Raw genomic sequence first — 16,610 nt, forward strand, 5'->3', positions numbered from 1 at the left:
ATGACAAAATTAATTCAATATCGTACAGTATACGTTATACAAAATAAGCCGCTGGTCTTTCCTTCCTCTACAATGCTAGTATGTAAATAGCGATTTTATTTCAATTAAGGGAGAATCATTTGAATGAATGACAATGCGAAAGCCTGGGATTTCTTTTCCGAAAAATATGAGATTGAAATAGACGATGGAGAAAAACAACTAGGTAGTGAAGTTTTAAATATTTTCAGAACTCTCAAATTAGGCAACCATGCAAAAAGTATTGAACTGGGTTGCGGGAGCGGTCATCTTTCTGCTTACCTAGCTCAACATAACTTTGAAACGTCGCTTTTCGATTTTAGTTCTGTAGCTCTTGAGAAAGCTAAGGCTTGCTATGCTAATCTGAATTTAAACGGAACTTTTATAGAAGGCGATCTATTCAGCTTAAAACCTGATTCGCAAGAATACGATATTGTTTGGAATAGCAACGTGATGGAGCATTTTAACGACGAAGAACTTCTCAGCATTCTCCAAGATCTGTTAATGTTCAATTCAAGATACTATGTATTCATTGTGCCTAACGCGTACTCTCTTCCCTACCTGTTATTCCGCTACAATAGAATGAGCAAAAAAGAATGGATCTGGGGTAACGAATACTTGAGAGATGATTATGATAAGTTCTTTAAAGCATGCGGGTATGCGATTCATTCCACGCACTATTTAGGAATGAATGTGAGCAGTTTCCAAGTTTCAGACGTGCTAAAGGATATGGCTTTCGAGTTTCCGTTTGACCATCTCTCAACTTTCGAAATGATTTCTGTCAAAGACAGCTACTTAATCGCGTATGTGCTTACAAAAGAAAACAGTTCGGTTGTTCCTGCGTTAAATCAAGCCGCCCCTGATGATACATTCTCGCATCGTTCTGTCGAATATAAAACAAGAATCTTTGATCTTTACGCAGAAAGAGAACATTTGCACTTAGCCATTCAGGATCTTGCGATGAAGCTGGATCATTTGCAACATGAGCATGCCGCGTCATTAGAGGCTTCGCAAAAATCTTATCATGCCTTACAGGAAGCGTTCGAAAAAGAAAAAAAACAACTCCATGAAGCTTTAGACGAATCAAAGCAAGCTAGCGTTAGTTTAACATCGAAATTAAATCAAAAACCGGATTTTAATAGCGAACAGGTGAATTCTCTGCAAAAACAGTTAGATGAACTACATATCAAATTCGCTAAAGCGGAAGAAGAGAAAAACAGGGCATATCAGGAAGTTTCCAATATCAAAAACTCCAATCTATGGAAATTTGCGCTTCGTTATTATAGAGTTCGCGATAAAGTCGTGCCAAAACGCTTTTTGATTAAAAAGTCCGTTTCCGCTCAAACTGCTGCGCCCGCTGCAAATCATCCGATTCAGGCAGCGACAAACGCGGTTACGAAAGCTGCTCCGCTCGTAGAGAAAAAACCTAAAGTGGATTTGAAAATCAATTCTTTTGACTATAGAAAACAAGATATTATTTTCTTATCAGTTATTGATTGGGATTTCAGATTTCAAAGACCTCAACATCTTTCTCAAAACTTAGCCAAGCTAGGGCATCGCGTATTTTACTTCAATGCAAATTTTCACTCTTCCAATGTGCATGTCAAACATCGTCAGGCCAATTTGGAAGAAGTTACACTATCCAATCATTTTGGTACGCGCATTTATGATATTGACTACAATACAAACATCAAAAAAATGGCTGAAGACTTAAATGCTATTTTAAATCCTTACCATATCCGAGATTGTACGGTAATCGTAGAATATCCAAATTGGGTTCCCGCTGCCTATTATTTAAAAGAACATTTCGGATTCAAAGTCGTCTTTGATTATATCGACGATTATAACGATTTCAAAGATACAGCCAGCGCTAGTCTTATTAGTTATACGAAAGAATTATTCGCGCTCAGCGATCTGGTTATTGCCACTTCTCAAGACCTGTATGAAAAAGCCAAACCTTTTGCCAACAAAATCGAAATCATTCGAAACGGAACTGAATTCGCCTTTTTCAACCAAGCTTCAAAACCCTCCAACAAAAAAGAGAAAAAGATCGGATATTACGGCGCTATCGCAGAATGGTTTGATACAGAAAAAATTTCGATTTTGGCAGAGAAATTACCGGATGTAGCCATTGAATTGATCGGTCACGTTAGTCATGAAGAATGTATGGAATTAAACAGGTATAAAAACGTGAAATTTTTAGGCGAAAAGAAATACACCGACTTGCCGAAGTATTTAGAAGACTATGATGTTTGTTTGATCCCGTTCAAATCAGACATTGAATTGATCAAAGCAACTAACCCTGTCAAATTTTATGAATACCTCAGTGCCGGCAAAAAAATCGTGGCAACTGAAATCCCTGAACTTGAAATATATCGAGATGAATACGTGTACTTAGCCAACTCTAATGAACAATTTTATGAGTACGTGGCAGCATGCCTAGATCAAACGGATATTCTGAAAGATTCCGACGAACTGATGCAATTGGCCGAAAAGAACGATTGGAATCAACGTTGTATCGAACTGGATCAGCATTTGCAAAATATAGCACTAAAAGTAAGCGTTGTGCTGATTACCTATAACAATTTGGATTACACCAAAAAGTGCATAGATAGCATTTTCCAAAAAACGGCCTATCCTAATTATGAACTCGTCATTGTGGATAATGATTCACAAGACGACACGCCCGCTTACCTGTTGGATCTTCAGAAAAATATGCCTAATGTCAAAGTAATCTTGAATGACCAGAATCTCGGTTTTGCTGCAGGTAACAACGTAGGGATTCGTGCTTCGGAAGGCGATTACATCATCTTACTCAATAACGACACGATTGTTACTCGCGGATGGATTAGCGGTTTGATCAAACATTTGAACAAAGATCATGTAGGCATGGTCGGCCCTGTAACGAATTCGATCGGGAATGAAGCCCAAATCTATGTAGACTACACTTCGATCGACCACATGGATCGTTTTGCGATTGATTACACAACCCAATATCAGAACCAAACCTATAGCCAAATCCCGGTACTTGCTATGTTCTGTGTAGCCTTTAAAGCAGAAATTATCAAAGAAGTCGGATATTTAGACGAAGACTACGAAGTCGGCATGTTTGAAGACGATGATTACTCGATGGCACTCAAAAAAGCGGGATATACCGTTGCATGTGCGGAAGACGTCTTTATCCATCATTTTGGCAGTGTTTCTTTTAAGAAACTGCAAGATAAAAAATACAGAGAAATTTTCGAAAGAAATAAAATGTACTTTGAAAAGAAATGGGATACGGTATGGATGCCTCACAACTATCGTAAAGATTTGGTAAAGTAACGTACAGATCACTCAATCCTTTATGTTTTTATAAAAATAAGGTTCAAGTCTTACTCAAATGAGCGAGACTTAAACCTTATTTTTGTCGAGCATAAAATAAAACGATTACGAGAAAGTCTTACTTATTTGTTTTTGCATAACGAGCGCTCTTTCTGCCCAAGTGTTTTCCGACACGAACGAAATCCGTTTTTCGGTTAGTCGCGAACAGTCCTCTTCCAAAGCTTTGATAAGCTGTGCGGAAAATTCCGCAAAGTTGCTCGCTGTATAAATATAGTCAGAGAATCGCTCCAGTCCTTCGTAATACACACTTACAACAGGCTTACCTCCGGCCAAATACTCATAAATTTTGACTGGATCTACAGCTTCGATTAAATCATTTTTTTTGAAAGGCATAATACATACGTCGAATTCTTTTAAATATATAGGTAACACTTTAAAACTAACTTCCCCTAAAAATTTCACGTTTGGAAAACGGCTGAATCGCTTAACTATGCCGGCCACTTCTATCGGACCAATCATTTGAAATTCCAAATCAGGAAACTGCTCAGCAAGTTTTTCTAAGAGATCAAAATCGAACCAATATGAAATAGCACCAAAATAACCTACAGTAGTTCTAGAGCCTGACTTTTGCGATCTAGCTTGCATAAAATGTGCACTATCTGCAGCGTTTGGAACGAAGTATACATTTTCTTTTGCTGAATATGATAGGATTCGTTGATATAACAACGGGCTGCTTGTAAAAACAACGTCAGCTGCTTGCGTCAAACGTTTTTCTTGGGATTCAATCTCTGATCTTTTTTTTGGTTCTTCGTAAAATCCTGCATGATAGTCCATACAGTCATACACAATCTTTCCTTTGTATGCTGCAGGAATTGTGTCTATATATTTAGGATGTGTGGCCCATATCATTTCGTATTCTTTTCGAGCAAGCAAGTCAGTAACAAGACTTTTAACAATACGAATATTAAGGTGGTCAATCTTTTTAAAACGGCCAAATGGTTGTACCAACACCCTTTTTAAATGTAAGTGATCATGCTTATGATTTTCAGCTTTATTTTTATTTTTTTGTTCAAGCAACCATTTCAATACACTTTTCTCATAGATATAATCTACTTCATAGCTTTTACTCAGCTCATTTGCGATATGTTGAGGACGCTGCATGATATAGTTCCAATCAATTAAGGAAAGATACAATATAGATTTCATTATGACTCCTCGTTTTCTCTAGCAACCTTCGCTTTTGAGAATACTCAATCAAACCATATAACGGTCACATATCTCATGAACATCACCATATCCTAACATACGGCCTTTTTCAATATATACCGCTTTATTACAAATTTCTTTAATTTGCTCTATGCTATGTGAGACAAATAGAACGGTAGTGCCCGCTTGCATCATCTCATGTATTCGAATCTCACATTTTTCTTGAAATTTATAATCGCCTACCGATAAGATCTCATCAATAATCAAGATATCCGGCTGTGTGACTGTAGCAATAGAAAAGCCAAGTCGAGCCAACATTCCAGATGAAAAATTTTTTATAGGCACATCAACAAAATCATGAAGTTCCGAGAAATCAATAATGCTATCAAAATGACTCTCCATATCCGCTCTGGAATATCCTAACACGGCTCCATTCAGAAAGATGTTTTCACGTGCTGTCAAATCAACATCAAATCCAGCTCCAAGTTCGATCATGGGAGCAATCGCTCCTACTGTTTTGATAGAACCGGTAGTTGGTTTCAGAACCCCGGCAATCAGTTTGAGCAACGTGCTTTTCCCGGACCCGTTCATGCCCAATAATGCCAGAGAATCGCCTTTTTCGACTTTGAACGAAACATCTTTCAATGCGACAAAAGGTTCGACAACCATCTGTTTTTTGAACATTTTAATCATGTACTCTTTGATACTGTCTACTCTCTCTTTATAGAGATTAAACTGCATGGACACATGATCAACTTCCACAATCACTTCGACCACAATGACGTTCCTTTCTATATGTGTAATATGAATTTATCTTGATTTTTGTAAAAGACGTAAGCTCCAACTGCCAGCATAACCAAGCTATAAGCTAAGCAAACTAGATTGAGACTTAATGTAGGAACCTGATTGTACATAACTACTTCTCTAAATAAATTGATAAAAGAAGTTAGCGGATTGAATTCAACGATATTTCTTATTCCTGCAGGAAGTATATCCAGAGGATAGAATACAGGAGTGAAATACATCCAAGCAGTAAGAAGAACCCCGTACAAGTGCATAATATCACGGAAGAAAACACTCAATGCCGACAGGAGTAACGAGACACCCAGTGTAAATAAAAAAATATATAATAGAGGTAATGGAACAAACAAAATTGTCCAAGTGATTTGACTTTGTGTAAAAATCATTACCAAGAGTAAAGCAACGAAAGATGCAAGTAAATTCACAAGACTAGAAAACACTTTGGATAGCGGAAACAGATATTTGGGTACATACACTTTTTTGATTAAACTTCCGTTACTCAAAATTGAGGGTAATGCCATATTAGAAGCCTCGCTGAAAAAATTGAAAATTAATTGTCCACAGAGTAAATAAACAGGAAAGTTATCAATAGAAAATCTAAAGATGTTCGAAAATACCAAGGTTAGTACAATCATCATGAGTAATGGATTAAGCAATGTCCATAAAAGACCTAATACCGAACGACGGTATTTAATTTTAATATCCCGCATCACTAATTCATTAAGCAAAAACTTGTATTTTAATACTAATTTGAACTGATCCAATTATGAGTCTCCTTTAAAAAAATCTTCTTTGTTTGATGATTCTTGCTGTAAACTTTCAAACTTACTTTTGTAGTAGTATACTGTTTCGTCTCTTTTCGAAATTTCTTCTTTACTTTTGTTGACCCAATCTAATAAAGTAGAGTTTTCCGCTTTATAGTTTTGTATTTGTGATTTTAAAGCGATTACCGACTCGTCTCTTTTCGAAATTTCTTCTTTACTTTTGTTGACCCAATCTAATAAAGTAGAGTTTTCCGCTTTATAGTTTTGTATTTGCGATTTTAAAGCGATTACCGACTCGTCTCTTTTAGATACTTCTTGTTTGGATGCTTCAAGCCAAGCAAGGTACGTTTCTTTTTCTTTAGAAAACGCCCCAATTATTTCATCTCTATGTTTGATTTCATCTTTCAATTTCCGAATCAAATGTGTTGCAGATTCAGAAGAATCAATGCCACTGCTGTCTATTTGCTTTAGATTAACTTCTTTTAACAGCTTAGATTTTGAGTTTCCATACACTATTAAAATTTGTTTTCCTGGCCAATAGGTTGGATCAGACTCAATTATTTTGAAATAAACTACTACAAAACCATTATTCTCAACAGGGAAACTTTCATAGTCAAAAGTGAAAAAATGTTCTTCTATTCTATCTTGTTCCATAAAAGGAACCATAATAATTAAAAAGTCTTTTGTATGTTCGATGATTTGATCAATCCATTTGTAAGGATTCTCAAAGTGCTCCAAGGTATTAGAGGTAAATATGATATTGTATTTTAAATTATAATCAAGCAAAGAACCTTTATAAAAGTCATATTGCGGATAATTGGATTTAGCTTTCTCGATAGCGGTTGCGGAATAATCCAATCCTTTTAAAGTTACTTCTGGTAAAAGATGGGACAAAATGTTTACTCCGTCTCCCTCAGCGCAACCCCAATCAAGTACAGAAAAATCTTTCTGCTTTCTAAGAAAATCCAGAAACTCATGAGGTAAATTTTCCAAAGCTAAGTTTGTAAAATAACTCGTTTGATTTCTCCCCCCCTTACTATCCCAATCTTTTTCAAATCGCTCATTCCAATAGTCCAGACTATTAATTCGCATCTAGTAACCTCCGTATTTACATTTTCGAATCTGAAAAGGGGCTTATAATATTCCAACGTTTCTTGTACTCTGCTAAATATCTATTTTTTCAAATTCTATGATAAAATACTTTCGTACCCTCAAGTAAAGGAGCTAAGACTTTGACTAACCAAGTATACGGCAATATGTACAACGAGTCGAGCAAAAAGGAACGAATATCCATTGAGCAAATGAATAGCGGGAGCGCCTTGATCTGGACGCTGGTATCAGCCCTCATTATATTCTTAATCTGGGCGCCTTTCCAGCAGGGATTGTTTAACGGGCAAAGCATTGATTTTGAAAAGCCGATCTATTGGGCGGGCGTTTGGGCGGCGGCGCTGTTGCTGCTTGCGGTAGTCGCGTTTTTCAAACATATGCGGATCGCGAACAAACGCGAAATCACGGCTGTAGGAGTATGGCTGCTACCTCTTACGTATATACTCTCTTCGTTCGTGGCAGTTTCGCATTATCTGGCTATGGATATGATTTTGGTGATGGGCATCAGCGCTATCTTTTTCACCATCGGCGTATTCCTGCTGCAACATCGTAGCGCCAACCGCGTCATGCGGGCGGCACTGCTCTGGACGACGTACCTGATCGTGATTTACGGCTTTATCAACTGGTTCGGCCAGCGTATGTTTGCGGGCAGTCTTGTCGGCTGGTTCTCGCATGTGGTCAGTAACGGCGTCTATACGGATGCCGTGATGACCGACTCCAACGGTTTGCGTCTGACTTCGGTCTTCCAGTACGCGAATACATACGCAGCTTTCTTGATGGCGATGCTGTTCGCGGTACTGTTCACGGCCAGCCGTTCGCTGAAACTTTACGATCGGCTGATCCACGGTTTCATGCTGGTTCCGATCATACTCTCGATCGCATTGACGTTGTCTCGCGGCGGTCTCGTGATGCTGCCGATCGTCTTCATCGTCTTGCTGCTTCTGCTCAAACCGACGCAACAATTGGTCTGGATCGTCAATTTGGCGGTTTCCGCCGCGATCTCGTTTATCGTGCTTCAGCCGATTACCGATATGGGGCTTAGCCTCAACCAGGTGTACAACGGGGCCGAAGCGTTCAAAGGTTGGGCACTGTTAATCGGAGCCTCGGCTGTCAATGCGGCGCTTATCTGGCTCAGCGGCCGATACTTACAGCCTTTGTTCGAACGCAAATTCGAAAAGTGGTCCGCGCGTCGCACGGCAAGCCTCTGGCTGCCGTTGGGCGGTCTCGTCGTCATAGCCGTATTGGCTTTCCTGTTGATTGGAACGGGACTGAAAAACGTATTGCCGGACAACGTTCGCACACGCGTCGAGAATATCAACTTCCAACAACATAGCGTGCTCGAACGGATCACTTTTTACAAAGACTCCATGAAGATGGTAGCCGATTATCCGATCTTGGGCGGCGGCGGAGGCGCTTGGGCCGTCATGTACGAAAAGTATCAAAACAACCCGTATATCAGTAACCAAACGCACAATTATTTCTTGCAGTATTTGGACGAAACCGGAATCGTAGGCATCTTGGTGCTGCTCGCTTTTCTGGTCTACGTATTTTATCAGTATCTTCGCAGTTATTACAGAGAGCAGGACGAAGAAAAAAAGCACGGTTATTTCTTCTATTTCCTGATCGCGTTCTCGATTCTGGCGCATAGTTTGCTGGATTTCAACATGAGTTACGTATACGTGAGCATCCTTGTTTTCTTCTCGCTCGGAGGAATGGCCGCCGCGATCGAAGCCGTGCCGTTGTCTCGCGTCAAAAAAACGCCTGAATCTGCAAATACCGATACGGATCTCGCGAAGCGTACCGGCATACCGACGCTGTACGCGACATGCGCGGGCGTCGTCGCCGTCGTTCTTTTGATCTTTTCCGGAAGATACGTTGCGGCGGCGGGCGATGCCCAAGAGGCTTACGCTTTGCTGCAAGGCACGGAGCAACGAAGTTACGAAGAAGTCAGGGAGCCTCTGGATCGCGCACTCAAGATACGCCCGACCGACCCGACTACGGTGTCGCAACTGGCAGCGGTGCTCCAAAGCGTCTACAGCAGTACGCAGGACGCGAATTACTTGAACGAAGCGGAAGCGTTGCTTTTGAAAGCTTACGAGCGCGAATCGCATAGCAAAGCGATACTTAATCAACTCGGCGCTATCTACGTATCGAAAAACGAACCCGAAAAAAGCTTCCGGTTGCTTGCCGATAATCTGGACAAGTTCAATTGGGATATGAGTTGGTACGAACAGGTAATCGGACAAGCCGTGACGGCAAGTTATCTTTCGCTGAATGCGGGCGATACGGAAGCTCAAAAAGCCGCCGCTCAAATAGGCATCCATACGTACAACCGCATGCTTGCCGGCGTCGAACACTTAAAGACTTTGCCCGAAGGACAACTTCAAGGCCGGGACTTCACGGTGACTTCCATGACTACGCTGAATGCCGGTAAAGCTATGTTCTTGAACGGTCAAACCGAAGAAGCGGCTGCTACGCTAAAAAACATACTGACCGACGACTTTGCGAATACCGAAAATGCGGACACCGCTCTTTGGTATTTGATCGCGCTCAAAAAGCTGGGTCAAGAAGACCCGGCCGTTTATAACAAACTTATGGACGTCAACTCTTCCGTCAAAAAGCAGATCGACGAGTTGGGTTCCAGTACCTTCTAAAAACAAGTCCAAAAAAGGCGCTTCGCATTTTCTGCGAAGCGCCTTTCCCATATCCAAACGTCTTACTTCACCAACTGCCCTCGAGTAACGCCCAACTGATTCGTCGCTTTCAGCTTGCGCCAAACTTCCGAACCGCTGATTTTGCCGCTCAAAGCGCGCGTATACAGATCAATAACTTCAAGCACCTGCTCCGGCGACTCTTCCAGGAACTCGACGCGGTAGCTCGGTACGCCCGAGTCCAGAAACTCGTTCAGGTATTCCGCGCCGGATTGCTCGATGGCGTTATACACCGTATTCCGGCAGCCTTCGTCGACGCGGACCGGGTGGGACATGCCGATGCGGTCGCGCAGCGACGCACGCTGCTCTTCGCACGGACGGCCGCAGTTCGTGAAGTCTGTACCTTCGCTCATGAATGTGCAGTACACGCAGTGCTCCGTATGGAACATTGGCAGATGCTGATGGATGACGATCTCCATCTTATCCGTCTGCGAACGTCCGAGCAGATCGACCATCTGTTGGATGTTCAGATCGTACGACGGCGTGACACGGTCGAGGCCGGCTTCCAGGAACAGGTCGACGGCTTTGTGGTTCGCCACGTTGAGCGAGAAGTCGCCGATCAGCTCGGGATGCTTCTTGTCCGGATTCTCCATCCGATGGCGCAAATAGTAGTACAGGGCGCCTGTATTGCGCACCAGCACCGCATCCGGCTCCAAACGTAGAATGTTCGCATGGTAGCCGTTTTCGTTCGGCATATGGATACGCGGCGTCGCCAATGCGATCTTTTTACCCGCAGCCCGTACAGCGGCGACAGCCGCCGGGAATTGCTTGATAAACTCAAAGTCCGCGTAGATCATCTCGACGCCGGCCTGAAGCGCGGCTTCAACCTGCGGCAGGCTACGGCACAGCGCCGTAATGCGGGCTTCCGAACGTTCGATCGGTTTTGCTGTATGCGACGAGTCGCCATACACTTCGATATCGCGATGCACGTACACCGGAGGCTTCGGACGCTCGCCGGCCAACTCGTCCACTGCGCGGCGACGCATAGCGTTCAGCTCGCGCATCGGTACGATGACGTCTCCATGCAATTGCACGTCCAGTTCTTCCAGCTGATACACGGTGCCGCCCAGACGGCCAAACTGTTCTTCCAGAATCTCATAGCCGAGCGGACGCTTTTTGGCGATTTCCAACTCCATCTCCGACTCGACGCGAACCGTAGTGCCTTTATCCATGTCCGTCCAGATCGACACCAGCGGTTGACTCGGATTCCCCATTACTTTGACGCCGAGCGGGAACACGCGGTACGGCTTCTCCGTCTCGAACGTCTGGCGCAGTCTGCGGTCCAGTGCCGGATCGTTCGTTTTCCAAATGCGATCTCCGACGTGCAGACGGCGCAGATCGACGTCGTTACGTCCCGGCACGATATCGATGACCCAGCCTTGACCGGCTTCGCCTTCGAGCTTTACGCCTTTACGGCGCACGTCGTAGACGCGACCGCCTTCTTCTTTTTTCGTCGGATCTCCCGCGTCGAACACGATGCCGTCGCCGCGCTTGAGCGGAGCTTCGATCCGGCACACGACGCCGTCGCGCAGAATCTGCTCGACCCGTCCCAGATACACGCCGCGGCTTTTCGGGAATGTGCCTTCGACCAGCTGTTTGTTATTCGTGCCGTCCAGGAAGCCGTGCGTCAGGCCGCGCGAAAAGCTTTGTTGCAGCTCGCGGATTTCTTCTTCCGAAGGCTTCGAATCATCGCCGTCGAAATAACGGTTGATCGCCGCGTTATACTTGCTGACCACGTTCGCGACGTACTCCGGCGTTTTCAGACGACCTTCGATTTTAAAAGAAGTCACGCCCGCTTGGATCAGCTCCGGCATGATGTCGATCGCGGCCAAGTCTTTCGGGGACAAGAGGTAGGCGATATCGCCCATCGGCTTATGCTCGCCATCCACCATCAGGTCGTACGGAAGACGGCACGCCTGCGCGCATTCGCCTCGGTTGGCCGAACGTCCGCCCCACATTTCCGACGTCAGGCATTGGCCCGAGTACGATACGCACAGCGCGCCATGCACGAAGACTTCCATCGGCAGCTTGGCTTGCTCGCCGATCTTTTGAATTTGCTTAAGGTTGTTTTCCCGCCCCAGTACGACCCGTTCCATGTTAAAAGGCTTCGTAAACTCGACCGCTTCCGGCGACGTGATCGTCATCTGCGTCGAACCGTGAATCGGGAAATCTGGCGAGATTTCGCGGATCATTTTGACCAGACCCAAATCTTGCACGATGACCGCATCCACGCCCGCCACGACGCAAGCATCGATCAGTTCATGCGCGTCTTCCAATTCGTTTTCGAATACGAGAATGTTGAACGTCAGAAATCCTTTTACCCCATAACTATGCAAAAAGCCCATGATCTCCGGCAGCTCGTCCATCCGGAAATTGTTCGCACGCGCACGCGCATTGAACTTTTCAACGCCAAAAAAGACCGCGTCCGCACCGTTGGCTACGGCGGCGCGCATGCAATCCCAGTCCCCGGCCGGTGCCAGAAGCTCGACGTCTCGTCTTGTGATTTGTTGTGTACTCATTTATCGTTATCCTCCCGCGCACCGCTTCGAGAAAATCTTTCTCCAGCGGGCCGCATGTACTGAATCTTATTTATTATCGTCACGACCTACACTACATTTTAATTTTTAACTTATCTATTGTAGCAGAGTCGCGGGGGTATTGACAGGGTTTAAGGGGAACGAGTGAACAAAAAAAGAGACGCAAACGGGTGTAACCGCGCGTCCTTGCGTGAAAGCGTTTATTCGCCGAGCATGATTCATGCCGGATTCAAAACGCCAATTCCCGATCATACCGGAAATCGTAACCCCAGCCGCTTCCGTCTTTTAACGACAGGCTGAACATGTACGAATTACCGTCGTTTCCTCTACCCGCGAACATCATGCGATCGTCGGAAGGAGTATAGCTTTCGATGTCCTTCAGATGTGTATCGGCTGTCCAAAGCACTGTGGCACCTTCAAGGTCTACGGCACTAATCAGAAGGTTAGCGTCGACTGCGAGACTGGAATAGTGAGCGACCAGGAACACTTCGTGTCCGCCTGACGTCTCCGTGTAATGAAAAGGCGGCACCGGCGTCCCTCCGTTTTGAATCAACAGGGAGCGGGCGACATTGTCGTACACCGTTTCCTTTTCCCGATAGCTCTCGCGGGCGGCGTCATAGGCGTCACGCTTGGCATAATACTCGTCGATCCGTCGATTTTCTTCCGCCTTGTAGCTCTCGTACTGCTCGATCGTCATCCGCGAAGGCCAATCGATGCTCTCCGGCGAGTCGGGCATGGCAGGTTCTTTTTTTATCGATGAATAGTCCGGAAAGCCGGTCAGCGTATACGGATCGTTCGAGTCTGCGGCGTCTCGTCGCAAATCGCTGAGGAACGCCCCTCGCAGAAAGACTTGATCGATAAGCGGCTCCAAATCCTTCACCGCGACTTCTCCTCCTGCCAGCAGCGAGCCGGTGTAGATGCGTCTGCGCATATCCTGAGTGTCGGACGACGCATTGGGCGATTCTTCTTGCGCGAACGTCCCTTCGTCAAGCTGTTGCGCCGTTTCTTCATTCGCGAAAAATCGATACTTGCCGTCTTTTTGTCCCGACGGAACGATCGATAAACGATCCGAGGCGTATACGTTGTCCGACTCGTCGCTTTTAAAATAATCGGAAAGCTTGGCACTGGAGGCACCGCCCTCAAGCGTATCGGGACGGATGAAGTACAACCCGCCGTCCAGTCCCCGGAATACGACCATTTGATGCTTTTCGTCCCATGCGTAGCTGTTCGACTCTTCCGGGAACTGCCCTTGCAGCTCCGCGTTGGACGACTCCATCTTACCGATGTCGGCCGCTTCGCTTCCGTCCGACTTGTTCAATATAAGCGGACCCGAGCCGTCGAACACCACGATACGTTCTTCCGTTTGTCCCATAAGATAAGGGGCGTAAGCGCGACCGATACCTTTTTTCCAGATCGGTTCGCCCGTTTCCTCGTTCAGGGCATAGACATACGATTTGCTGGAACCTGTCGTGATCCCCCTCTCGGACGAATTGGCGATAAACTTGTCGATCAGCACTACCGAGGTCTGCATGCCTTCGTATTCATAAGACAGCGTACTAGAGGAGATGGTCGCGCTGTCCGAACTGCCGAGCGCCAACGTCAAGACCAGGAACAGAATGACCGGAAAAGCAAGACCCGCCAAGCTTCCCAAAAACCATCCGGACAACTTTTTCGAAAACTTGGGACGTGGCGCTTCATCCCGAATATCCCGCGGCTGCGCAATCGTACGCATAATCCCTCGAATCAGGGCAAGAAGCGAAAGGGCAATGAGTATATAGATAATCGTAAGAAACACATTATGCCAGATCGAATCGTTGTACCGGAACGCCAGAAAAATCTTTTCCCAAAATGAAGGGGCCATGCCGAAAAATCTCCTTTCCGTATTGCGGGTTTTCGTTACCTTGTTTATTACGACAAGTAAATACGAACCGTTTCGCCGCTATGTTAACCGTTAACGGCATGAGGCTGCATCCGAACCGGACGCGTTCACTGTTCCCATCGCGTGGAGACCAAGGATACGAAAGTCGAATTTCACATACAAAAAAACGACTGACCGCGGAAATTCCGGGCCAGTCGTTCAACTTATACGGATTCTCTCCTATCCCGAAACCTTTGATAGATCCGGCATACGTCATCGGGATTCGATGGAGAGCACGTACTTGCCCGTCAGCGGGCCGGCTTGCTTGCAAATAAACGCCGACACGTGCCGAAGCTTGCCTATTTCATTGTTTATTTGACAGGGAGGAACTTGAACGATTGAAGCGTACGCTCGATGCCGTTCAATTGCTCCGGCGTTGCGGTTCCCCGATCCAACTGATGATGAATCCAATAGGTCTTGTCTTGATGGCGGAAGTAGATATCCTCGGCCTGATACGGATTGCCGTTCGTTCCTGTGCCTGTGTACGTGATACGAATAGCCGGAACACCTGCGATTGTCGTGCGTTTCGGCGCTTCGTAGGTCAGCGTCGGATCATCCAGCTTCAGCTCGGCATAATTGCGTACGGCTTGAGCCGCCGAAGCCTCCAATCCCGTCTCGACATTGCTCACGCGCAGAGACCCGCCCGGAATGAAGTAACGCATGTCCAGCTGCGCGCTGTCGGAAGCCTGCGTGCTCCAATACGCGGGAACGGTAAACAGGAAATCCGGCGTGCTTTGCGTGACGTCCAGCTTTTTGTTTTTGAGATACGAGATTTGTCCGAGCTTTCCGAAGCCCGAAGGGACAACGTCGAAATCAATCTCCAGCGATTGGACGATCTTAAGGAACGTCTGCTTGTTATAAGCGCCTTCCGGAGCCGAATAGCGCAGCACGTAGAAGTAGCCTTCGTTTTCAAGCACAAGCCAGTTCCAGTAGTAATTCCCGCCGCCCAGATCGTAAACCAAACTCTCGATCAGAGCATCCTGTCCCGAGGCTTTCACCGGTTCGGTCGTCATCGGCTTTGCCGCTTCCGGCAAAAAGACTTCGTTCGTTTGCTTTTGCATGAAGTCATGCCAGTTCGCCAGGCTGTCCGCTCCCGATCCTTCTACACTAACGGCATGCAAGGATAAAAACGAACCGTCTTTGGCCGAATACTCCAATTGTCCGCTGCCCGTAGGCGTCCATGTTGCGGGCACCTTAAGGTTCACGCCGTAATCGTACGAAGCCGCGTCAGCAAATCCGTTTTTGGCTTTCGACAAATCTTCTGTTTTGATCCCCTGCGTGTCGAACGACGGACGGAACGAATTCAGTAAATCTGTCCATTGGTCAAACTCGCGATAGTCTTCGATCAAGGAATCGCCCATATACAACGAAAAGACTTTCCCTTTGTCGTAATAACGGCGGGACTCCCAATAGATGCCGTCCGCGTCGCGTGCGATCACTTGTGCATAAGGCATCACCGCATTCGGGAAGGTTTGCCGGTCGATAAGCGTTTCTCCCGAGCTGAGCGATTCCTGTTCCAATTGCTCCAGCATGTCGGTTACGGACACGTTCTGATCTTCTTCCCACACATAAATTTGCAGCACATAGGAACCATCCAGATCGCCGATCATGGCGGAAAACTCGTCGTCTCCCGGCTGTGCGACCGTGTCTGCCGGATAGTCGATCGACCAGTTCGCATAGCTGCTGCCGACCCGAGCCGTTGCCGGCGCTTCAGCTTCGTTTTCCGAAGAGTTCTGTCCAGGAACGCCGGTATCCGATATCAGCGTTACGGTCAGGGTTCCCGAAGAAAACTTCACGGTGGCTTTCAGCATATCGGTGACCGGACGCATAGGTACCATCAACGTTCCGTTCTTCATTACAGGCGCAGCCGCAAGGGTTGTCTTCTTGCCGTTCACCCAGGCCGTTTTGCTTCCGATTTTAAAAGTAACCGTGTGCGCGCCTTGCGATAAACGAACGGTGTCGTCCCCTTCCAGGCGGCTTGTTGTACCAAATGCCCGTTGGAATACGCCAAGCGGCACCATAGTCATTCCATTTTGCACATAAGGCTTTTCGATCGTCTGCTTCTCGCCGTTGATAAGTGCCGACGTGCTTCCGATCCGTACTTGCAGCGCCAGCGTCGTTTGTTCGGCTGCGAGTGCAGGTACAGCCATTCCGATCGCAAGCAGCAGCGCGAACAGAAGCACCATGCCTTTTTTCGCCAATTTCAATCGTTCTCCTCCTTTTTCGC

The 16,610-nt window shown here is 45.9% G+C and carries 9 protein-coding genes; 2 read left to right on the forward strand and 7 right to left on the reverse strand.

The features are described 5' to 3' along the window. The first annotated feature begins 123 nt into the window (after nt 1-123). Nucleotides 124-3,339: a glycosyltransferase gene (locus WKI47_RS06665; RefSeq protein WP_340226396.1), complete on the forward strand. Its 3,216-nt coding sequence runs from the start codon at nt 124-126 to the stop codon at nt 3,337-3,339. Between the two features lie 105 nt (nt 3,340-3,444). On the opposite strand, the gene WKI47_RS06670 is transcribed toward WKI47_RS06665, so the two are convergent. The 4 genes from WKI47_RS06670 to WKI47_RS06685 are packed head-to-tail and all read right to left on the reverse strand — an operon-like array spanning nt 3,445 to nt 7,202. Then, nucleotides 3,445-4,545: a glycosyltransferase gene (locus WKI47_RS06670; RefSeq protein WP_340226397.1), complete on the reverse strand. Its 1,101-nt coding sequence runs from the start codon at nt 4,543-4,545 to the stop codon at nt 3,445-3,447. Nucleotides 4,546-4,593: 48 nt separating this feature from the next. After that, complete coding sequence (locus tag WKI47_RS06675) at nt 4,594-5,322, reverse strand: ABC transporter ATP-binding protein (protein WP_340226398.1); 729 nt, start codon at nt 5,320-5,322, stop codon at nt 4,594-4,596. Nucleotides 5,323-5,336: 14 nt separating this feature from the next. Then, nucleotides 5,337-6,110: an ABC transporter permease gene (locus WKI47_RS06680; RefSeq protein ID WP_340226399.1), complete on the reverse strand. Its 774-nt coding sequence runs from the start codon at nt 6,108-6,110 to the stop codon at nt 5,337-5,339. After that, complete coding sequence (locus WKI47_RS06685; protein WP_340226400.1) at nt 6,111-7,202, reverse strand: methyltransferase domain-containing protein; 1,092 nt, start codon at nt 7,200-7,202, stop codon at nt 6,111-6,113. A 140-nt stretch (nt 7,203-7,342) separates the two neighbouring features. Between WKI47_RS06685 and WKI47_RS06690 the strand changes: the two genes are divergently transcribed. Then, complete coding sequence (locus WKI47_RS06690) at nt 7,343-9,871, forward strand: O-antigen ligase family protein (RefSeq protein ID WP_340226401.1); 2,529 nt, start codon at nt 7,343-7,345, stop codon at nt 9,869-9,871. A gap of 62 nt (nt 9,872-9,933) precedes the next feature. Here the strand turns inward: WKI47_RS06690 and WKI47_RS06695 are convergent, their stop codons facing one another. From WKI47_RS06695 to WKI47_RS06705, 3 genes are all read right to left on the reverse strand, one after another. After that, complete coding sequence (locus tag WKI47_RS06695) at nt 9,934-12,447, reverse strand: U32 family peptidase (RefSeq protein ID WP_340226402.1); 2,514 nt, start codon at nt 12,445-12,447, stop codon at nt 9,934-9,936. Nucleotides 12,448-12,694: 247 nt separating this feature from the next. Further along, nucleotides 12,695-14,326 (reverse strand): PA2928 family protein, encoded by a 1,632-nt coding sequence (locus WKI47_RS06700; RefSeq protein ID WP_340226403.1) that lies wholly within the window; start codon nt 14,324-14,326, stop codon nt 12,695-12,697. A gap of 368 nt (nt 14,327-14,694) precedes the next feature. Further along, a complete protein-coding gene (locus tag WKI47_RS06705; protein ID WP_340226404.1) occupies nt 14,695-16,590 on the reverse strand; it encodes a stalk domain-containing protein in 1,896 nt (631 codons plus the stop codon). Nucleotides 16,591-16,610 lie beyond the last annotated feature (20 nt).

Source organism: Saccharibacillus sacchari (genome assembly GCF_037722395.1).
GTDB lineage: Bacteria > Bacillota > Bacilli > Paenibacillales > Paenibacillaceae > Saccharibacillus > Saccharibacillus sacchari_A.

Bases quoted from the DNA above. Each gene is read 5' to 3' on its own strand.
- WKI47_RS06665 (WP_340226396.1), top strand. From the start codon at position 124: ATGAATGACAATGCGAAAGCCTGGGATTTCTTTTCCGAAAAATATGAG.
- WKI47_RS06670 (WP_340226397.1), bottom strand. From the start codon at position 4,545: ATGAAATCTATATTGTATCTTTCCTTAATTGATTGGAACTATATCATG.
- WKI47_RS06685 (WP_340226400.1), bottom strand. From the start codon at position 7,202: ATGCGAATTAATAGTCTGGACTATTGGAATGAGCGATTTGAAAAAGAT.
- WKI47_RS06695 (WP_340226402.1), bottom strand. From the start codon at position 12,447: ATGAGTACACAACAAATCACAAGACGAGACGTCGAGCTTCTGGCACCG.
- WKI47_RS06700 (WP_340226403.1), bottom strand. From the start codon at position 14,326: ATGGCCCCTTCATTTTGGGAAAAGATTTTTCTGGCGTTCCGGTACAAC.